Source organism: Frankia nepalensis (genome assembly GCF_016786325.1).
GTDB classification, from domain to species: Bacteria; Actinomycetota; Actinomycetes; order Frankiales; family Frankiaceae; genus Pseudofrankia; species Pseudofrankia nepalensis.
This window is the reverse complement of record NZ_JADWYU010000106.1, coordinates 26,015-46,486: the sequence shown is the minus strand read 5'-3', so window position 1 is coordinate 46,486 and position 20,472 is coordinate 26,015. Positions and strand designations below refer to the sequence as shown.

Annotated in this window: 16 protein-coding genes and 1 pseudogene; 4 read left to right on the top strand and 13 right to left on the bottom strand. The window is 71.7% G+C overall.

Annotated features, from left to right (window positions below; all coding sequences use genetic code 11):
- A partial coding sequence (locus I6A81_RS43315) for a hypothetical protein (RefSeq protein ID WP_238441499.1) occupies positions 1-445 on the bottom strand: 445 nt, incomplete at its 3' end.
- Positions 446-2,048: 1,603 nt separating this feature from the next.
- Between I6A81_RS43315 and I6A81_RS46145 the strand changes: the two are divergent.
- A pseudogene (locus I6A81_RS46145) lies at positions 2,049-2,162 on the top strand (tyrosine-type recombinase/integrase); the annotation flags it as partial.
- Positions 2,163-2,319: 157 nt separating this feature from the next.
- Here the strand turns inward: I6A81_RS46145 and I6A81_RS13195 are convergent.
- The 6 genes from I6A81_RS13195 to I6A81_RS13170 all read right to left on the bottom strand — a co-directional run bounded on the left by I6A81_RS13195 (position 2,320) and on the right by I6A81_RS13170 (position 10,134).
- Complete coding sequence (locus I6A81_RS13195) at positions 2,320-3,609, bottom strand: ABC transporter substrate-binding protein (RefSeq protein ID WP_203006748.1); 1,290 nt, start codon at positions 3,607-3,609, stop codon at positions 2,320-2,322.
- Positions 3,610-4,313: 704 nt separating this feature from the next.
- Positions 4,314-6,038 (bottom strand): class I adenylate-forming enzyme family protein, encoded by a 1,725-nt coding sequence (locus I6A81_RS13190; protein ID WP_203006747.1) that lies wholly within the window; start codon positions 6,036-6,038, stop codon positions 4,314-4,316.
- A complete protein-coding gene (locus I6A81_RS13185; RefSeq protein WP_203006746.1) occupies positions 6,025-7,764 on the bottom strand; it encodes a class I adenylate-forming enzyme family protein in 1,740 nt (579 codons plus the stop codon). Before I6A81_RS13185 ends, I6A81_RS13190 begins: the two co-directional genes overlap by 14 nt.
- On the bottom strand, positions 7,761-8,408 hold the full coding sequence (locus I6A81_RS13180; protein ID WP_203006752.1) for a hypothetical protein: 648 nt from the start codon (positions 8,406-8,408) through the stop codon (positions 7,761-7,763). Before I6A81_RS13180 ends, I6A81_RS13185 begins: the two co-directional genes overlap by 4 nt.
- A 319-nt stretch (positions 8,409-8,727) precedes the next feature.
- A complete protein-coding gene (locus I6A81_RS13175) occupies positions 8,728-9,549 on the bottom strand; it encodes an SAM-dependent methyltransferase (protein WP_307874641.1) in 822 nt (273 codons plus the stop codon).
- Positions 9,550-9,573: 24 nt separating this feature from the next.
- On the bottom strand, positions 9,574-10,134 hold the full coding sequence (locus I6A81_RS13170) for a hypothetical protein (protein WP_203006745.1): 561 nt from the start codon (positions 10,132-10,134) through the stop codon (positions 9,574-9,576).
- 333 nt (positions 10,135-10,467) lie between these two features.
- Between I6A81_RS13170 and I6A81_RS13165 the strand changes: the two genes are divergently transcribed.
- Together I6A81_RS13165 and I6A81_RS13160 are read left to right on the top strand one after the other, a co-directional pair.
- Positions 10,468-11,748 carry a helix-turn-helix domain-containing protein gene (locus I6A81_RS13165; protein ID WP_203006744.1) on the top strand — a complete coding sequence of 427 codons (1,281 nt, stop codon included), beginning with the start codon at positions 10,468-10,470 and terminating at the stop codon, positions 11,746-11,748.
- A gap of 4 nt (positions 11,749-11,752) precedes the next feature.
- On the top strand, positions 11,753-12,301 hold the full coding sequence (locus I6A81_RS13160; RefSeq protein ID WP_203006743.1) for a GNAT family N-acetyltransferase: 549 nt from the start codon (positions 11,753-11,755) through the stop codon (positions 12,299-12,301).
- Between the two features lie 67 nt (positions 12,302-12,368).
- On the opposite strand, the gene I6A81_RS13155 is transcribed toward I6A81_RS13160, so the two are convergent.
- The 5 genes from I6A81_RS13155 to I6A81_RS13135 all read right to left on the bottom strand — a co-directional run bounded on the left by I6A81_RS13155 (position 12,369) and on the right by I6A81_RS13135 (position 15,721).
- Positions 12,369-12,548 (bottom strand): hypothetical protein, encoded by a 180-nt coding sequence (locus tag I6A81_RS13155; protein WP_203006742.1) that lies wholly within the window; start codon positions 12,546-12,548, stop codon positions 12,369-12,371.
- A 288-nt stretch (positions 12,549-12,836) separates the two neighbouring features.
- Complete coding sequence (locus I6A81_RS13150) at positions 12,837-13,385, bottom strand: DUF6328 family protein (RefSeq protein WP_238430698.1); 549 nt, start codon at positions 13,383-13,385, stop codon at positions 12,837-12,839.
- Positions 13,386-13,816: 431 nt separating this feature from the next.
- Positions 13,817-14,500, bottom strand: coding sequence for a hypothetical protein (locus tag I6A81_RS13145; protein ID WP_203007962.1), 684 nt, complete (start codon positions 14,498-14,500; stop codon positions 13,817-13,819).
- A 182-nt stretch (positions 14,501-14,682) separates the two neighbouring features.
- Positions 14,683-15,021 carry a hypothetical protein gene (locus I6A81_RS13140; protein WP_203007960.1) on the bottom strand — a complete coding sequence of 113 codons (339 nt, stop codon included), beginning with the start codon at positions 15,019-15,021 and terminating at the stop codon, positions 14,683-14,685.
- A 106-nt stretch (positions 15,022-15,127) separates the two neighbouring features.
- Positions 15,128-15,721 carry a hypothetical protein gene (locus I6A81_RS13135; RefSeq protein WP_203007958.1) on the bottom strand — a complete coding sequence of 198 codons (594 nt, stop codon included), beginning with the start codon at positions 15,719-15,721 and terminating at the stop codon, positions 15,128-15,130.
- Between the two features lie 1,074 nt (positions 15,722-16,795).
- On the opposite strand from I6A81_RS13135, the gene I6A81_RS13130 reads away from it, so the two are divergent.
- A complete protein-coding gene (locus tag I6A81_RS13130; protein ID WP_203010191.1) occupies positions 16,796-19,474 on the top strand; it encodes a LuxR C-terminal-related transcriptional regulator in 2,679 nt (892 codons plus the stop codon).
- 397 nt (positions 19,475-19,871) lie between these two features.
- Here the strand turns inward: I6A81_RS13130 and I6A81_RS13125 are convergent, their stop codons facing one another.
- Positions 19,872-20,462, bottom strand: coding sequence for a TetR/AcrR family transcriptional regulator (locus I6A81_RS13125; RefSeq protein ID WP_203004793.1), 591 nt, complete (start codon positions 20,460-20,462; stop codon positions 19,872-19,874).
- Positions 20,463-20,472 lie beyond the last annotated feature (10 nt).

The window sequence follows — 20,472 nt, the reverse complement described above, 5'->3', positions numbered from 1 at the left end:
GTACCTGGAGTACCGGGCTCACCCTGGGTGCCGGGGGCACCCTGCGTACCCGGCGTACCCGGAGCACCCTGCGTACCAGGCGTACCGGGAGTGCCCTGCGTACCAGGCGTACCGGGAGTGCCCTGCGTACCTGGAGTACCGGGCTCACCCTGGGTGCCGGGGGCACCCTGCGTACCCGGCGTACCCGGAGCACCCTGCGTACCGGGAGTACCGGGAGTGCCCTGCGTACCTGGAGTACCAGGCTCACCCTGCGTACCGGGAGCACCCTGCGTACCCGGCGTACCCGGAGCACCCTGCGTACCGGGAGTACCGGGAGTGCCCTGCGTACCTGGAGTACCAGGCTCACCCTGCGTACCGGGAGCACCCTGCGTACCCGGCGTACCCGGAGCACCCTGCGTACCGGGAGTACCGGGAGTGCCCTGCGTACCTGGAGTACCAGGCTCACCCTGGGTGCCGGGGGCACCCTGCGTACCCGGCGTACCCGGAGCACCCTGCGTACCGGGACCGCCCTGGAAGCCCTGGAAACCCTGCGTACCGGGAGCGCCCTGCGTACCCGGCGTACCAGGCTCACCCTGCGTACCGGGGGCACCCTGCGTACCGGGGATACCGGGGGCGCCTTGTGGGCCCTGCGGTCCCCGCGGACCCGGGTAACCTCGCGGCCCCCTCTTGTCGTCAAAAAGCTGCACCTTCAGCGTCTTACTGGATTCGAGCCCCAACGCCCCGTTAGGGCCTGGCACTCCGTGGCTTTCCGGCACAGCCTTCCCGTCGGCCGGGACAGCGCTGGCGGCGAACGCCTGGCTGACTCCCATAGGGCCGAGCAGGCAGGTTGTCGCCGACGCCACGAAGATGGCTTTGGCGATGTTCTTGTTCAGAGCGTTACGGTTCACGAAATTGTCTCCATTTGCGCGCATGAGAAGGTGCCGTCGTCAGCAGGAGATCTGCTCCGGGTGACACAGGGGTCGTGATTATTTCGCCGTAACCGCCATCGTCCGGCGGCCCGCCCCTCGCCAAGGGCAGGTCCGCCTATCCGCGGAAACCGACGGGATCCCCCGAGCGATGGCGATCGGACTCGGCGCGGTCAGCTCGACCGTGGGCACTCGAACAGCTAAGGAACGCCGCGGTGGGGCCAGAACGCCGCGGTGGAGGGTCGACAGGATTCGGCGCAGGTTTATCCGCTGACCCTTGAATTACGCAAGAATCCGACCGACGGAGGCAAGGAGCGAAAAGACCGCGGCGAGTAGTCACTCGCACCCCGCCGGAGTTCTTTTCATTCACTTCTTCGCGGGGCAGTGAATCAGAGCGTCGGCAGCCTTGGTCGCCCGCGGCATGACACGGCCGACAGGCCAATTCATCAGGATAGGGCGGCGCCCGGTCATGCCTCTCCATTCTGGTACCTCGGCGGAATCCGACGTCTTTTGTGTTATCCGCCAAACCTCCCGTTCGGCGGATAACAGCCTGGTCCGTCGTCGCCACCACAACGGACTTTCCCGACGACTCAACGGCCAGCGTGACGGCCTCAATCGATATCAGACCCAAGGACCTATGCCCCTGCGGCGCGCCGACCGGCAATCGGCGCGGCGAGGCGATTCGAGCGGCCATGCGCCGCATAACTCCAGGCTCACACCCCGACCACTGAAAAGCGGCGAACGTGCGCTACCAGCGTCATGCCGCGCGGAGACTTCCAACGCCCGATCCGCGAAAGAGTTTGAGAAAACCGGCTACCTGACCCCCAGCGCGTTCGCCGCCGCTAGGAAGATCAACCGACCGGGCGCGGCGCGACGGCGGCAAAGAAGGGACGCCGCGGCGCGAGCGAGGGCGCGATCCACAAAGACGGTTCCGACCGCCGGCGGGCCACCGCGGACCTGGGCCGAAAGAGCGGGAATCGGCAACGCGGGTACCTGTCCGCGAGACCGGCACCGAGGTCACCGAGAAGCTTCACGAGCCACGCCGACGGCAGGAAGACGGCGTCGTCGCCGCGACCGCGGGCAAGAAGCCGCCGACGGTCGGTCAGCGGCGCACGTTCTGGGTCGAATACGTAGCCCGGGGCACTGGTCCGCCCGTCCACGCTCGACGGCTACCGAAGTAAGGCCTTCCGCCGAATCATCCCAATGCTCGGCGGCTACAAGCTCGACGCCCTTCGACCCGAACACGTCGAAGGCTGGCGCAAGGACCTGCTCACCGAAGCGCTCGCCCTCGCGACCATTCTCCGGTGCTTCCATGTCCTCAGCCGGTTGGGGACGGCTGCCGCCGTTTCGCTTCCAGAGCCGCGAATCGCCCGGCCGGGCCCGTGGGGGCCCGGCCGGGCACAGGCGGCTGGCGTCAGTCCTCGATCGGCGAGTCGCCCGTCACGCGGTAGGGCAGCGTGGGCTCGCCGTTCTCGTCGAGCGACGTCAGCAGGGTGTCGCGGATGCAGACCGCCGGCATCAGCGGGCGAGCCTTCCCGTTGCACCGGAAGATCAGTCCGCCGCCGGCGGGCACGGGCATGCTCGGCGCCGCCTTGATCTTCGCGACCAGCGCCTCCGGCGTGAGGTCACCCGTGATGCCCTCGAGTGCCGAGTGCAGCGCCATCATCGTCATGTAGACCGTCGGCCCCATCCCGTTGCTGAGGTCGATGTCGTCGCCGTAGGTCTCGGCGATCGTCGCCCACTGCTTCAGGTCCTGGTTGGCGTCGTCGCCGATCACCAGCGTCGCGCCCAGCGTCACGCCCTCGAGACCACTCCCGATCGCCTTCCGCGCGCTCTCGGTGGTGCAGTGGCTCAGGATGCTGATCGGGCCGGTGAAGTTCACCGCGCGCAGGCCGTTGAAGGCCGCGATGCAGAACGAGTCGTTGCCGATGATGTGCACCTCGGTCGGCCCGCCCGCCGCGATCCCGGCCATCTGCGGGGACATGTCAGCGGTACCCGGCGGCACCTTGACCAGCTTCAACTCGATGCCGGCGTCAGCGAAGATCTCCTTGCCGGTGGTCTCGTAGAAGTCGGTCGCCACCGGCACGTCGATGACGATCGCCGTCACCTTCTTGAGGCCGTTTTCCTTCGCGACCCCGATGGGCACGTCGGCGAGCCCGGCGACCTGGTTCGCCATCACGAAGGTCGAGTCCCGGTCCTCCAGGGCGGACGAATCGGTGGTCGCGTAGGTGAAGACCGGGATCTTGGCGTCGTGCAGCGGTTTCCACACCTGCGCGATGTTCGCGACCTCGCCGAACACCGCCATCGCGACGTCAGCCTGGATGAGCTGGTTCGCGCAGTCGGAGGCCTTGCCCGGGTCGCCCTGGGTCTCACAGGTGACGAGCTCGATCGGGTGCCCGCCGATGCCGTTCCGGTACTCGTTGAGGAACTTGGTGACAGCCTTGGCGGCGTCGATCTGAATCGTGTTGTCGAACGCCGGTGTCTGACCGTCGCTGAGCGTGCCTATCTTGATCGGCGTACCACTGGCGACCTGTCTGGGCCCGAGGGGCGAACTGGCGGCCGTGCTGTCGGTGTCGGCGGGGCCTTCAGAGTCGCCCCCGCACGCCGCGCCGACGAGCGTCAGCACCGCGACGGCCGCCACCGCCGCCACCCGCCGCATCCCGGGCACCCGGCCTAAGCCCGCGGGCCTGCTGGTGTGATCCATGATTCCCCCTGCTGGGTCGACGGCTGGTGAGCCGCGCTGTGACGTGGTCGCCCTGGAACGTGCAGCGAAAGATATATATCTTTCGGGCGCATCTACCGAGGACTCCGCCCGAGGAGGGCCGGCCCGACGCGGCGACGGAGCACCGCCGACAGGCGCCAAGGAGCGGCGCGGCAGGCAACCTCGAGCCCGTCCAGCCGTTCCAAGGCACCGGCCGACACGCCCGCCGGACTCCTCGGTCGCCCGGAGTCTAGGGGATAACATCTATACTTTTCCAGCAACATTTAGATACTTCTCGGCGGTCGCGAGACGGCCCGCAAAGGGCGTCACCGCCGGCGGCGAGCTCACGTCGGGCCACGGAGAATGGCCACAGGACGCGGGCCGCCCCCCGGTGAACGAAACCATTTCGCGTCGTCCCAGCTCGGCCCGCTGACGCCCACGACCGGTCAGCCACGACGGCGGAACAGCGGCCGGCCACCGACGGCCAGCCAGGCGACCAGCGATGGCCGATCAGCAGCGGTCGGTCAGGTCGACCAAGGCGTCGGCCTGACCATCAGTCACCCACGGCGGACCGCCGGCGACCGGCTCCGTCGCGCAGTCGAGTCCAGTATCGCGGCCCGCCGGCAACAGGCCGCGATACATCTATATATTATGCGGCCGAAGCCGCGTTGTCGCCGGGTGGGTCCTCACGGGACGGTCGATCGCCGCTACACCGGCCTCGCCTTCCGGGAACTCACGACACCTTCCTCGACGAGAAGACGACGCAGCGCGTTGACGTCGACCTTTCCGCTGGCCAGCCGTGGGACCCGGTGCGGGTCACGGAGAACCAGCCAGCGGGTGGGGACCTTGAAGCTGCTCAGCCGGGCGCGGGCCTGCTCGGCGAGCTGGTCCGGGTCGTCGAGCGAGCCGGCGACGACGACCGCCGCGACCGCCCGCGTCACCTCGCCAGCGCCCTGGGCCGCGCCGGTCCCGCCGGTCGCGGTGGTCTCGCCGGGGGTGGGAGTGCCGGCGGGCCTGGCGGCGGCGCCGGCGGGGAGGTCGGTGACGTAGGCGTCGGTGACGCCGGGCAGGGCGCGCAGCGCCGCCTCGACCTCCATCGGGTAGACGGTGGCGCCGGAGACCTTGAACATGTCGTCGAGGCGGCCTCGGTACCAGAGGTAGCCGTCGGCGTCGAGCATCCCGCGGTCGGCGGTCGGGTAGAACCCGTCGGCGTCGAACACCTCGCCGCGCTGGCGGCCGTCGATCCCGCGCATCACGTTCGGCCCGCGCAGGCGGATCTCGCCCTCGGCGCCCGGTGGGAGGGCGGCGCCGGTGTCGGGGTCGACGACGCGCACCTCGACGCCGTCGAACGGCCGCCCGCAGCTTCCGCGCTTGCCCGCGGGCAGGTCGGTGTCCAGCGGCGAGCCGCAGTACGGTCCGAACGTCTCGGTCATCCCGAACAGGTTCGCCCGCGCCCCCGGCGCCGGCCGCAGCGCCGCCGGCAGCACGGCGGGCAGGCTCGCCGGCCGCAGCGCCGACAGGTCGGTGGCGGCGAAGTCCGGGTGGGCGGCCAGGCGCGCCGCCTGGTCCGGCCAGCCGCGAAACAGCGTCACCCGCTCGCGTTCCAGGAACCGAAGCGTCCGGGCCGGTTCGGGCACCGCCTCGGTGAGCAGGGTCGCGCCGGCGACCAGCGCCGAAAGCAGGCCGCCACCGAACCCCCCGGTCCAGAAGAACGGCATCGGGATGTAGAGGCGCTCACCGCGCCCGATCCGGCGGCTTTCCAGACTGGACGCGACCGCGCGCAGCCCACCGCCGTGGGTGTGGACCACTCCCTTGGGCGCCCCACGGCTGCCCGAGGTGAACAGGACGACCAGGTCGTCGGCCGGCCGGACCACCCGCTCCAGCCCGTCGACGACCGGGGCCGGCGCCGGCTCGTCGGGCAGCTCGTCCGACAGCCAGATCCGGCGCAGCGACGGCGCGGCGGCGTGCCCGCGGCCGTGGCGGGCCGCGCCGGCCAGCCCGGGCGCCACCGACTCCAGCTCGTCGAGGTAGTCGCGACCACGCAGCTCAGGCACCACCACCAGATGCGAGACCGCGGCGGCCCGCAGCTGGGCGAGCAGCTCCGGCGGGCGCAGCAGCGTGCTCAACGGGACGAGCACCGCCCCGACCCGCATCGCCGCGAGCGCCAGCGTCGCCCACTCGATGCCGTTCGGCATCGCCAGCCCGAGCCGGCTCCCCTTGCTGACGCCGGCACCGACCAGGCGGGCGGCCAGCGCCCGGCTCGCGTCGTCCAGCTCGGCGAAGGTGACCGCCTCGTCGTCGCTGACGAACGCCTGGACCGCGCCGTCATGCCGCCGTCGGGCCGCCAGCAGCGCCGGGATGGTCCACTCGTCCGGCGCCACCACCGCGCCCGGGCTCGTGCCGGCGGTGGGCGGGGTGTCAGCCGGCGGCACGGAGCAGCTCCTTGAGCGCGGGCACGTCGATCTTGCCACTGGACATCGTCGGCACCTCGTGGTCGGCGAGCAGCACGATCCGGCGCGGCACCTTGTACGCGGACAGCCGCTCGGCGAGCTGGCGACGCAGCCCGTCCGCGTCGACGCTGTGCCCCGTCGGCACCCGGACCGCCGCCGCGACCAGCTGGCCCCTGGCGGCGTCCTCGATGCCCACGACGTGCGCGGTCAGCCCGGTGACGTCCCGGATCGTGGCCTCGACCTCGACCGGCGAGACGTTCGCGCCGCCTGTCTTGATGACGTCGCCGCCGCGGCCCTTGAAGTAGAAGAACCCGTCGTCGTCGACGACGAACAGGTCACCGGAGTGGTACCAGCCGTCCGCGTCGAACACCTCGTGCCGCTCGCGCCCGTAGTAGCCCTCCATCAGGAACGGGCCCCGCAGCCACAGCTCCCCCACCTCACCGGGACCCAGCACCCGCCCGTCGTCCGGGTCGACGACCCGCGCCTCGAACCCGGGCGCGGGGCGGCCGAACGAGCCGCGCCGGTGCTCCGGCTGGTCGCCCTCGTCCTCGCTGACCAGGCACACCGACCCCGTCTCGGTCATGCCCAGCATCTGGTGCCGCAGCTGCGGGTCGGCCGGACGGACATCGTCCGGCATGATCGAATACAGGTTGCCGCGCCGGATCGACGACAGGTCCCGGCGGGCGAAGCTCGGGTCCGCCGCCAGCGCCGCCACCGACTGCGCGTAGCCGTTGACCATCGTCGGACGCTCGCGCTCCAGCACGTCGAGAGCCGCCGCGGCGTCCACCGCGTTCGAGCAGACCAGCCGCCCGCCGGCCAGCAAGGTCCCGAGCAACGCGTAGGCGAATCCGCCGATCCAGAAGAACGGCGAATTCGAGAAAAGCACGTCGTCAGCGGTGTAGCGACGGATCTCGTTCAGGTTCACCAGGTGGCGGATCAGCGCGCCGTGCGTGTGGATCACGCCCTTCGGCGCGCTCGTCGACCCGGACGTGTGCACGATCACCAGCCGGTCACTCGCGTACACGGCCTCCTCGGCCGCCTGGGCGACGTCCTCGCCGACCTCCCGGCCGCGCGCCAGCAGCGCGGGCACCGTCCAGGCGGGACCGGCGCCGCCGCCGTCCGCGCTGACGACGGCGGCACCGGTGGCCTCCCGCGCGTCCGCCGTGGCGCCGAAGAAGACGTGGCGTAGCACCGGCATGGACGCGGCGAACAGCGGCGGTGCGCTGACCGCGCCCGAGGCCGCGTCCGACGCGGTGGCCGGCGCGGTGGCCATGGCCGTCGCGAGCTCGGGCACCGCCTCGGCCAGCGCCGCGGCGTAGTCGTGGTCGCGGTACGAGCGCGCGGCGAGCAGCACCCCGACGTCGGCGCCCCGCAGCAGGGTGCGCAGCTCGGCACTGGTCGAGAACGTGCTCAGGGGCACCGTCACCGCCCCGACCCGCGCCGCGGCCAGCCACCCGACGACGAACTCGCTCCCGTTCGGATACAGCAGCCCGACCTGCGTCCCCTTGCCCACGCCCACCGCGAGCAGCCCGCGGGCCAGCGCGCGCGACCGCCGCTCGGCGGCGTCGTAGGTGAGCACGTCGTCGTCACAGGCAAGCAACACACGCGATCCGTGTCGTTCGGCCTGCTGGCGCAGCAGTGCCGGGACCGTCAGCGGGACGCTGTCCCCGGCATCGACGGTCGCGGCATCGACGGTCGTGGCGATCATGAAATCACCCTTCGTGGCGACACCGCCGGCAACCGGGAACGGTCGCCCTTGACCGCGTCCATCTCCGCCTCGCACAGCACGACGTCGCCGGCCAGCAGCTGGCCGGTCGACCGGATCCGCGTTCCGTCGGCGGACCGGGTCAGCGCGAACCGCAGGTCGGTGAGCAGCGGGGTGGGCCGCCGGTAACGCAGCGACAGCCCCGCCGTCTTCCCGGCGAGCCCCAGGTCGCAGTTGTGGTGCTGGATGGCCGCGTCGAAGAACAGCGCGAGGAAACCACCGTGGACCAGGCCCGGCGGCCCCTCGTAGGCCACCGGAAAGTTGACCGTGCCCTCGGCGCGGTCACCCTCGACGGTGATCTCGTACTCGGGGAAGCCGGCGTTGAAGGCGCCGATGTGGCGGGAGTGGTCGAGGTACACGCGACCGTCACCGTCCACCGCCGCGCCGACGCGGGGCGCCTGGTCGGCCGGGACCCGTCCGGCGAGCGCCCGCTCCGCCGCCTCGAGGGCCGCCAGCAGGGTGTCGACCGCCGGGTCCGGACGCTCGAGCGCGAGCACCAGACCGGTGACCTGGCGCAGGCGCGCGGCGGCCTCGATCGTCTGCGCCAACGGCTCGACACCGAACGTCCACGGCGCCGCCGAGTCCAGCTCGGTCACCGCGCTCTCCCGGCCCGCCGGTCTCCCGGCCAGGTCATCCGCCGCGCCGGCCGCCTTCGTCAACCCGTTCCTCCAATGTCCTCGGCGGCGCAGGGAAATCGATGGCCGCTCGGCACCCGTCGCGGGGCGCGCCCCCAGCGGCGCGCGTCGCGAGGATGCTAGCCATCAGACCGTCAAATGTCTATATGTATGCGGGCGCCCACCGAGTGGTCGACCAGTGGGCCAGAGCGCCCAGCTGGCGCGGGCCCGCGCTGTCCAGGACAGTGGAGACGCGCCGTCGTCCCTGGTCCATCGAGCTTGCGCCGGCCGCTCAGAGCTTGCGCGCGACCAGGCCGTAGACCCCGATCTCCGTGTCGCCGTACTCGCCGGAGCCGGCGTCCGGGCGCCACCGATGGATCGGCACCACCCCCGGCTCGACCAGCGCCATGCCCGCCGGGACCAGCGCGGCGATCTCCGCCTTGCTCCGGGCCTGCACCGCGATGCCCCGCTCCCGGTAGATCTCCGCCCCACGGCGGGCCGCCTCCGGAGCGAAATCCCCCGTCCCGTGACTCAGGATCAGACAGCTCCCCGGCGCCAACGCGTCCACGAGACGCCGCACGACGCCGGCCGGGTCATCGTCGTCGGGAAGGAAGTGCAGCACCGCGACCAACGACAACACCACCGCCCGCGACAGATCCAGCGTCGCGCCCAGCTCCTCACTCGACAGGATCGCCTCCGGCGAGCGCAGATCGGCCTCCACATAGGCCGTCCGCCCGTCCGGCGGGCTGGTCAGCAGCGCACGGGCATGCACCGACACCAGCGGGTCGTTGTCGACGTAGACCACCCGTGCCGCGGGGGTGGTCTTCCGCGCGATCTCGTGCAGGTTCGGCGCCGCCGGAAAGCCCGTCCCCACATCCAGGTACTGATCCACACCCGCGTGCGCCGCGTACCGCGCGGCCCGATGGAGAAAAGCCCTGTTCTCCCGCGCCCAGACCCGCACGGAGGGCGCGACCCGCAACACCTGCTCGGCCGCGGCTCGATCCGCCGGAAAGTTGTTCTTCCCACCCAGGAAGTAGTCGTACATCCGCGCCGCATGCGGAACCCGTACGTTCAGCCGAGCCGACCCGGGCTCACAGCTCCCGGACACGCTCACGCCCTCATTCCCTCGTCTCCACCGTCACGCCGCGATCCGCCGCACCGACAGGGCCCCGAGCCACGTCGGGAGGTCGTCCCACGCGACGACCTCCCAGACGATCACTTCCCGCATCGCCGTACCGTCGGCCACCCTCACCGCGTGCGGCACCGCTGAGCGCCTCGCCCCGGCCAGGGGACGGACGCCGCATGTCACGACCGGAAAGCCCGCCCCACGCTCCGCCCGTAGCAGGTCCGCCAGCGCCACCGCCAGCGCCGTCCGACCCGGCGACGCCCCCGCCGGGTGCATCACCACCGACAGCAGATGCGACATCCGCCCCATCGACGCCGCCACCCGCGTCAACTCCGTCTGACGGACCTCGAAGAACTCGAGCCCCTCCGCGTCGCCGACCACCAACGCCGACCGCGCCGCCAGCACCGGCGGACGCCCCGGCCCTCTGACCGGCGGACGCCCCGGCCGCGACAACCGGCGCTCCAGCGGCCGCCGCCGCACGACCAGCCCCGCCTCGTCCGGCGGCGACAGCGACACCACCGCCACCTCGCCGCCCTGGCCAGAGCCATCGACCAGACGCGCCATCCTCGTCATCGACGACCACCCCCCCATGGGTCTCCCTCGTTCCTCGCCGCCGCACGGCACCCGGACCGGCGACACCTGCCGGGCGGCCCGGGAACCACGGCGGGTGTGGATGGGTCGCCCGACCCGCTTCCTTGTCCTGGCCGAGTGGAACGAACCGGACGATTTATTGGAAATCGCGCCGGAATCGGCACTCGGTGCCAATTAGCTCGTCCCGGCCTGTCTAAGGCGCGCGTCAGTTCAAGACCGCTTCCGGTAGCATGATCACGCCCTGTGCACAGCGGAGGAATGCATGACCACCCACCCGACATATGTCAAGACAGGCGTCATAGCCACGAGGCGACCATGACGGACGACGATGACGACATGGAAGCCCTGCTTGGCGCCGAGATAAGGCAGCGCCGCATTGCTGCCCGCCTCTCGCAACAGCGCTTGGCGGCCCGGCTCGGCGTCGACCAGGGACTGATCTCGAAGATCGAGAACGGCGTCAAACGCCCGTCGACCGCCCTCGTCCAGGCGATCGATGAGGCGCTCGCGGCGGGCGGGTGTCTGGTGACCATGCGCGTCGAAGCAGCGGAGGCCGCCCCAGCACCGGCAGGCCAGCGAGACCTGAGTGGTGAGGAGATGGTGTTGATGGCCGCGCGCCGTGCCCGCGAGTTCGCCCTAGCGCACCAAGGTGCTCTGTCCGAGGATGCGATGGAGCAAATTCGCGACGACGTCCGGTCACTGGCGATCGCCTACCCACAGCGACCGCTGCCCACGATCCTGGGTCCGCTCACGGAGGCACAGGAAGCCATCTTCACGCTTCTCGAAAACCGTCAACGGCCCCAGCAGGCACGCGAGCTTTACGCGCTTGCCGGAGTGACCACCGGACTCCTGGCCAAGGCATCCCACGACCTGGCATCGCCCCGGACCGCCATGACCCACGCCCGCACGGCCTTCCTGTGCGCCGACAATGCCGATCATGACGCGCTTCGGTCATGGATTCGAGGGCTGCAATCGCTCATCGCATACTGGGACCACCGCCCCAACGACGCCCTTCGGTACGCCCAGCTGGGCGCCACGCACCTGTCACCCAGGAGCGGAACCGTGGCGGTCTGGCTGCCGGCCAGCGAAGCACGCGCGTGGGCGGCCCTGGGGAACGCGGCTGAGACCCGAAACGCGGTCGACCGGGCCGAACGAGCCCGGGACGATCTCCAGGACGATGACCTGGACACCATGGGCGGCATCTGCTTCTTCTCTGTGGCCCGGCAGCTCTACTACGCCGCCGACGCGCTGTCATGGCTACCCGACGAGACCCAGGCAGCCGAACGGTATGGCGCCGCCGCCGTCGACGCATACCATGACCCGACGCGGCCGGAATGGGCTTTCGGCGATCAGGCGGGCAGCCATGCCGGTCTCGCGCACACCCGCGTCGCGCGGGCCGAGCTGGACGGCGCGGCCGAGGCCATTGGCCCCGTGCTCGACCTCCCGCCCGACCGCCGTATCAACGGAGTCATTCATTCAGTACAGCGCGTCCACGCCGCCCTTGTACGGTCGACGCTCGCGGAAGACCCCGCGGCGCGTGACCTGAGCGAGAGAATCGAGATGTTCGCCCGCACGCCCGCGGCGGCTCTGGGAAGGTGAGCGGATGAGCCAGCCATCCCTTCGCCTGCTCGGACAGCTTGTCACCCTGCGCGAGTTCGTTTCGTCAGATATCGACGCGGCCCTTGCCGTCGTTGGCGACCCGACCGTGACTGACTACCTCTCCTTCGATGCGAAGAGCCGTCCACAGACAGCCGAAATGATCGACGGCATCCTTTCACGGGCGGTTCAGGTGCCACGTACCGAGTACTACCTCGCGGTCGAACACGAGCAATCGTTGATCGGGTTCGCGCGGCTTGGGCTGGCGGGGGTCCAGGCGGCCAAGCTCGGCTACGCGATCCGACCCGACCTTTGGGGCCGTGGCTATGCCACGGACGCCGTGCGCGCACTGGCCACCTTCGGATTTCAACACCTGGGGCTGCACCGGATCAGCGCCGCCATCGGTCCCGACAATGCCGCTTCCGTCAGTGTCGTCAAGCGCGTCGGCTTCACGCATGAAGGCCGCATACGAGACCATGTCTTCACCAATGGTGCCTGGCGGGACAGCCTCCTGTACTCGTTACTGACTCACGAGTGGCCAAGAGATTCTGTCTAGCCGCCGATCTGGCATCCTCGCGGCGGGTCAGGCCCGCCACCAGGGGCCTAGGCGCTTCTCGCCGGCGCTACCGGCGGGCGGAGGAATCCCGGGAACGGCGCGAGCGCGTGCCGACATCGGCGGCGCGACGCTGGTTTCCCTCGGCCGCGGCGGCGCGCTCCTCGGCGACGCTACGGGCGATCAGATCGAGAGTGCGCGAACGCGTGTCGTCGTCGAGGCCGGTCACGAGGCTGCTCAGAAGGCTCACGTCTCACTCGCTTTCCCGTAATGTCGTAATACTTTTGCCCATTTACCCTCGCGGCCCGCCATTACCCTCTTCACATCCCAGATGTGATGTGCGCCATATTGCCGGCTGGCGCGTTTATGGGCGCACGCGGCCTGAACCTCGGGAGACCTGAGGACGGGCTCGTCCGCGGCACGGCCTTCCGCCTCCGCCCCCACTCGGCGGCGACACCCTCGGACAGGGCGACCGGGTGCCCATGGCGGTCCTGCGCTCCGTTGACCAGCGACGGACCGCTGGTCAACGGACCGCCGGTCAGTCGTCCGTGGTCTGCGCGGACCGGATGGCCACGGGTACCCCGACCCACAGGGTGGCGAACAGCGCCAGCGTGGCGAGGCCGGCGGCGACTCCCACGGTGAGGCCCTTGGTCACGTCGAAGATGAGGGTCGCGACGCCGGCCACAGCGACCGCGAACATTGCCAGCCCACCCTGGGCCAGCCGGTGCGCGACCAGGATCAGCGTCTCTTTCTCTCTCTTGCGGAAAATGGCCCGGTGCAGGCTGACCGGAGTCACGAGCAGGCCGGTGGCGATGATCGATAGCGCCACCACGGCAAGATACAGCCACTCCTGGGCGTTACTCAGCGTCGTGAAGCGGTTCTGGAACGGAAGCGCGAGCAGGAACGCGGTGAACAGCTGCACTCCCGTCTGCGCGACGCGCAGTTCCTGCAGGATCTCCGCCCAGTTTCGGTTGCGCCGCTCCTCCGGGGACTCGCGCTGCTCCCGATCACTGGCTTTCCGTTGCTCCGGCGCCTCATCGATTCGCTGGCTTTCCTGACCGGTTGCCGTCGCGCCTTGTTTCTCCATGATCTTCGTTTACCCCGCGTCGCGCGCGTCGATGCCGCCGTGTCGGCACGATCGCGAAGCGAGATGCCAGGAAATCCGCGGCCACGATGCCGTACGCGGCGGCGATCGGCAGCGCGTTCGGCGGGAGGGCCGTTGGCGGTGTCGCGAGGAGCGGAACACGCCCGCGGCGGGCGGCGAGACGCGCCGAGAATCGCTCCGACGAAAGACCGGCAGGCGTGAGCGGGTTGCCGGGTGACGCCGCCGGTCCTGGCGGTCAGGCCCGAGAGCCACGTCGCCGCGGGCGAGATCGCGGACCTGATCGGGCACGCCTCGGCCCCGCGGCGCGGTGGCGAGCGCGGCCCGACAGGCCGACGCCCCGGCCGGGTTCGAACCCGGCCGGGGCGTCGGATGGTGGCGCGTCACGGCGCCGAGATGGTGGGGGCAGTCGGCACTCAGCGGCTGCTGAGGACCTTGTCGAAGAAGTCGCGGTAGCCGCGCAACGCCCGGCGCAGGTCCTCGGTGGACGGCTCGCCGTGCGTGTGCCACGCCTCCCGCAGCCCCGAGTGCTCGCGGCTGATCCGCTCGGTCAGCGAGCGCACGGCATCGTCGACGAGGCGGTCGGCCTTCTCGACGGCCTCCCGCGGATGATCGACGAACTCCAGCAGCACCTGCCGCCAGGCTCCGGACTGCTCGTCGCCGGCGTTCGTGCCGGTGCTGGCACCGGACACGCTCGTGCCGTCGAACGCCTTGGAGCCCAGAGGGTCGGCGGCCACGGGCTCGTCCGCGCGGACGCCGCCGGCGGCGTCATGGGTACCGCCATGGGTGCCAGGGAACGAAGCCGCCGGGGTCGGCGCGCCCGGCCGAGCCGGGGCCACGGTCCGCTGCTTCGCGGTGGCATCCCCGGGGAGGGTGCGGTCCTTGGAAGCCGCGTTGTTCGGGGATCCGGGCCGGTCCGGGGAGCCCGGCGGGTCCGAGGGCCCACGCCGGTCGGCGGGCCGCTCCCCGGGGACGGTGCGGTCCTTGGAAGCCGCGCCATCCGGGGATCCGGGCTGGTCCGAAGGCCCACGCCGGTCCGCCGCCTTGTCCACGGGGACGGGGTCCACGGGGACGGGCCGGGGTGGGGTGGGCGCCTTCATCACGGGCTCCGACCGGTCAGTGGGCCCCGGCCGGTCCGAGGGCCCACGCCGGTCCGCCGGCTTGTCCGCGGGGACGGAACGGTCCGTGGCGGCCGCCTGGTCCAGGGGCCCCGGCTGGTCCGCTGGGACGGGCCGGTCCGCGGGAGCCGCCTCGTCCGTGGTCGGTCGTCGGTCGAACAGGCTCACTTCACGTCCTCCTCGTGAGCGGCGCCGGCCGGGGCGTTCCCGCCCGGCTCCTTCGCCCAGGGCCGCACATGCGGCGCGTGGGCCGGCGGGGTGTGCATGCCCGCGACACCGGTGTCGGGCTCGGGGTTCCCGCCCGGCTCCTTCGCCCAGGACCGCACGCGCGGTTCGTGGGCGGGCGGGGTGTGCATGCCCGCCAGACCGGTGTCGGGCTCAGGGCTGCCGCCCCGCTCCTTCGCCCACCCGCGGACGGCCTTGTGCCCGCCCGCGGTCAGCACGGCGGGGCGCCGCCGGGTGCCGCCGTGGCGGCGCAGATGAAGCCGGTCCAGGATGTTCATCAGTACCTCATCTCAGTTGGCGAGATTTCGGAATGCGGAGTCTCCGGCGCGACGGGTTCTCCGGCCAGGCGGAAACCGGTCGGGCGAGATCTCCGGGTCGCGCAGGTCAGACGCGGCGGTCCGTGCCGGACAGGGCGGGCGACCGGTCACGGTCCTTGGCCTTCGCCCGCTCCGAGCCGTCCACGAGCCACGCGAACAGTTCCCGGTAGTGGACGAAGGCGGACCGCAGTTCCTCGGTGCCCTGGCCGCCGACCTGGCTCGACGCCGCTTCATGGGCCCGCCGGTAAGAGCCGATGATCTCCGGCCGGTCGGCTGAGATCAGCTCGGCTCGCTCGTCGAAGTCCGCCTTCGGATAGCCACGCGCCGCCATCACGTCCGCGATCAGCAGGTCCGCCTGCCGGGTGGCCTCGGCCGGCTCGTCCACGAACTGGGCCTGTAGCGCGTCCCAGCGGGCCGCGTAGTCGGCGCGCTCCCGGGCGTCGAGGGGGCGGATGTCGAGTTCGTCGCGGCGGTGGGCGATCTCCGCGAGTCTGCGCTCGGCCTCTGCTCTGTCACCGCTCTGTTCGACCGCGCGGTCGTATTCGGGGCCGAACCGGCGGCGCAGCGCATGCGCCGAACCGCCGCGCCGGGCGAACACGACCAGGGCCACGGCCAGCGCAATAACGCAGAGCGCCAGAATGGTCCACCCCAATGCTGACACGGCCCAACCTCCATACGATCGCTGTCGTCTGTTACGTTTCGCTGCGGTACCCGGGGGCGGGTGGGGTAAACGCCGGGAATCGGCGGCGTGGTGGCGCTGGTGGCCGTTCGCCCGATACCGGCCGTCCGCCGGCGCGCGCCGGCGGAGCCGCCGGACGTGGGTCGACCCGCCCCGTCCCGCGAGGCCACGACGCGGCTGTCCTCCCGCCGGCAGGCCCTGGACCAGCCATTATCGGTGGGTCAGGCGCGTCGATCAGGGCGTTGACGCCCCCGGGAGACCGAGATCGCAGGCGTTGGACACCCGCTGTGCCCACGGCCGTTTTCGAGCGGATTCGAGAGGGAAGGAATGTTCGTCCAGGTGTCCGTGAAGTGTCCGCGAAGGCGCCGTCGGTCCGTGAAGTCGCCGTCATCGTCGTCGTCTCGCCGCCATCGCCATCGTCGCCGTAACCGCCGGCGTTGACGCTCGTGGCGGCGCCGGCGCGACCGAGGACGGCGACAATGGCGCCCAGGCCGGCGGCCGTCGCCGGGCCGAGAGAATCTCGGGTGCCGAAAGGGAACCCGAGATGGCCCGCCGCGTTCCGAACATGCCGGAAAATCCGACGGTTCTGGACGACGGTCCGAGCCGACATCGCGGTCCGCTGCCAAGGGCGACCATTTCCCCGATCGTTTTACTCAGGGCCGTGACCGGCCGGCATGAAACAGGTGGCGCCTTCAGGTCGCGCCGCCGACGGTGGGCTGCCGGGGTGTCCGTGGCGATCGCGGCGGTGTACCGATCGGCCTCGACCGCGCGCCGTTGGCCACGCACCAAGCGCGACATCACCGCTGGTGGCCGGCGGTTTCGGCCACCAGCGGGCCCGAACCGCCCTGAACAGCAAGCACACCCGCCGTCCCGCGTTTCGATAAAGTTAATCAGAACGTTACATGGTTCTCGACGCGCGTTCTCCGGCCCACTCAATGAAGCGCCAATAGCCCGGGTGTCGCCAACCCGACAGCGGGAAACGCTTTCTGCTTCACGTCATACGATCGTGCCGTGAATGGGCATCTCCTGCGTGGGCGGTGGCCAATTGTTGGTCGAGTGGACAACCTTCGGCTGTTCGACGAATGTCTTGCCGACCGCCGCGTCGCCGCGTTTCTCGTCGTGGGACCCGCCGGCGTGGGCAAGACCCGGCTGGGCGACGAGTGCCTGGTCCGGGCGGCCCGTGGCGGAGCGCCCACCGCCCGGGCGGTCGCCACCCGGGCCGCAGCGAGCATGCCCCTGGCCGCGCTGGTGCACGTCTTCCCGCAGGAAGATGCTCGAGACGAGCCGGCGTCGGCGCGCCCGTCGACCACCGACGACCTGCCGGAGGCGGTCGGGCTCTACCACTGGAGCCGGGAGGCCATCCGGCGGCGGGCCGGCGGCCGCCGGCTGGTGCTGTTCGTCGACGACCTGCACCTGTTGGACACGGTCTCGTTGAACGTCCTCGCCCAGCACACGGCCAGCGGAGAGATCTTCCTCGTCGCGACGCTGCGCAGCTCCGAACCGGTGCCGGAACTGGTCGATGGACTGGTCTCGGCCGATCGGGCCGTCCGGGTCGAGCTCGACGTGCTCGGCCGCGCCGACGTCGACCAGCTGCTGCACCTGGTGCTGGACGGGCCGGTGACGGCGACCGGATCCGCCGCGCTGTGGGCGGCCAGTCAGGGCAACGTCCTGTACCTGCGGGAGCTGCTCCTCGGTGCCTGGGAGGACGGCGGCCTGGTCGCCGACAACGGCGTGTGGCGGCTGACCCGCAAGCTGGTTCCCGGGGGGCGGCTGCGCGACCTGCTGGCCGCGAGGGTCGGCGCCGTCGGGGACGAGGGGCTCGGTGTCCTGCGCCGGCTGGCGCTGTGCGAACCGGTCGGACTCGCGGACCTGTCGAAACAGGTGCCCACCGACCTGCTCGACCGGCTCGAGACCCTCGGCGTGATCGAGGTCCGGGAGGACGGGCGCCGGCGGCCCGTCACGTTGGCCCATCCGCTGTACGCGCAGGTCATCGGCTCCGAGATGTCCCGGGTGCGGACGGACAGCGTGCTGCGCGCCGAGATCGCCCGGCTGCGGGCCCTGGGCGTCCGCCGCCGCGACGACGCGCTTCGGGTGGCGATCTGGCAGCTCGAGGTGGGCGAGGCGGCCGACGCGGGGCTGCTGCTGCGCGCCGCCCGCCTCAGCCGCGACGCCCACGACTTCGGCCAGGTCGAACGGCTCGCGCGGGCGGCCGTCGAGGCACGCGGGCCTGGCGACCTGGCGGCCGAGGCTGGCGGGCTGCTCGCTGAGGCCGTCGGCCACCTGGGCCGGATCGACGAGGCCGAGAAGATCTTCGCCCGCGCGGAGACGCACGCGAGCGCGCCCGCCGTCCGGCTGAGGATCGCCGTGCTGCGGGCCGTGAACCTGGCCTGGGGCCTGCTGCGCCCCACCGACGCGCTGGCGGTGCTCGGGGCGGCCCGACGGGCCCTGCCCGAGCCCGAGCGGGACGAGGCCGCGGAGGTCATCGCGCTCGTCCTCACGCTGTGCTATCGACCGCGAGAGGCGCAGGCCGTGCTCGCGGGGACCAGGGCCGGGCTGGACGGCGTCACCGGCACCGTCGGCGTGCTCGCGCGCGCCGTCACGCTGGCGCTCCTGGGCCGCACGGCGGACGCCACGGCGATCACCGGTGGAGCCGTCGTCGTCACCGCCACGAGTACCGCCGGCGCCGGCGGGGGCGGGGGTGGCGCGGGCGGCGGCACCGAGGCGGTCCTGCATCCGTCGTTCCTCGCCTACGCCCGCGCCACCGCGCTGTACCAGGGTGGCCGGCTGGCCGAGGCGGTCCTGACGGCCGAGGACGGCCTGCGGCACGCGGTCGAGGACCTCGTCACCTCGGGCCACGCCGCGCTCGCCTACCTGCTGGGCCAGTGCCACCTGACGGCCGGTCGGCCGCGTACCGCCGGCCGCTGGTTCCGGGAGACGATCGCGGTCGCGCGCGATCACGGATTCGACGACCCGCGGCTGCGGTCGCTCGCCGGGCTGGCCGTGTGCGCCGCCTATCTCGGCGACGTCCCCACCTGTGAGCAGGTCATCGAGCAGTTGTACGGGCTTGGCGTGCCGGAGGACTACACCGCGCTCGCCGACCGGGCGCATGCCTGGAGCCTGGCCGCCGCCGGCCGCGCCGGCGACGCCGTCGAGCGGCTGCGGCGTTCGGCCACCCACGCCCTGGCCGCGGGCCAGCTGGCCTTTGGCGTCGCGGCCGCGCACGACCTGGCCCGGCTCGGCGCCGCCTCGGCCGCGGCGGTCTGCCTCGACGAGCTGCCCGCGGGTACGGACAGCCCGCTGCTGAGGGCGAGGGTCAGCTATGTCCGCGGTCTCGAGGCCGGCGACGCCCGGCTGCTGACCGCCGCGTCGTCCGCGTTCGAGTCGGCGGGAGCCCTGCTGTACGCGGCCGAGGCGACGGCCCAGGCGCTGCGGTACCAGCGTGGCGGCACGAGGGCGGCCGCCGCCCTGTCCACGCGCGCGCGGGCTCTCGCGGCCAGCTGCGAGGGGGCCGTGACGCCGCCGCTGGCCGACGCCGTGGTCCAGGCCATGCCGCTGACCAGGCGGGAACGGGAGGTCTGCCTCCTGGTCGCCCGGGGCATGAGCAGCCGCGCGGTCGCCGAGGCGCTCACCGTCTCGGTCCGTACCGTGGACAACCATCTCTACAGCGCCTACGCCAAGCTGGGGATCTCCCGGCGCGACGAGCTGGCGGACGCGCTGGGCAGCCAGCCCGGTTGACGCACCGGCGTCCCGTGTCCCGGCAGATCCTCGTCGCGCTGGCGGTCGATCACCCGGTCGTGGCGCTTCTGGCGGCACGCGGCGTCTCGCCCCGCGCGACGGGCCCCACGGGGCCGGGCGGCGCGCGCGGCCCGGCGGCCCGTGCGTCGCGGCGACGCCCGGGCCGCCGTCGAGAAGCGGGCCCACGACCGGCCCATCGGTGATGGGGGCCGGCGTTGGCCGGCCACGTGGGCGATGGAAATCGCTGGTGGCTGGCCGGTCCTGGGATCGGTCCATGGGCTGTGGTGCCCGACGAGGCGGTGTTCGGCACCATGACTTCTGGGATCATGGTCGAACACCCCACAGGTCATGACCAGCCGCCTGTCGGGGCCGTCCCGCTCACCGGTCATGAGGTTCCCTAGTCGCGCAGGTCGAGCAGGCGGCACGCGTACCGGAAGACCTCCTCACGCAGGAGGTCCGGGTCGAGCCCCGCGAGCCCTGGCTGACCGACGGCCGTGATGACGGCGGCGAGCATCGCGGCGGGAATCCGCCAGTCGTCCCCGTCGTCCTTGTCGACGAGCAACGCGTACATCCGCCTGGTCAGGCTGCTGAACGGCTCGTGCTTCGCGAGTACCCGCATCATCGCCGGGTCGCCCTGCCACGCGCGGACCCTCGCGCGGTCGCGCACGGAAACGTCGATCAGCTGCCGTAGCAGGACCAGACGCGCCTCGACACCGCCCCGCGCCGCCTCCGCCTGTTCGACCGCCGCCTCGAGCGCGACCAGTTCGTGGTCGGCGGTCGCGATGACGATCTCCTCCTTGGTCTTGAACTGGTGGTAGACAGCGGCCTTCGTGACACCCATCCGGTCGGCGATCATCTGCAACGACGTTCCGGCCACCCCGTACTCGGCGAAGAGATCGAGCGCGGCGGTGATGATCCGGACCTGGGCCGCGCTGTGCCTGACCTCGGCCAGGCGGGCACGGGAGTGGGGCGGCGCTGTCGAAGCCATGGAAACAGGG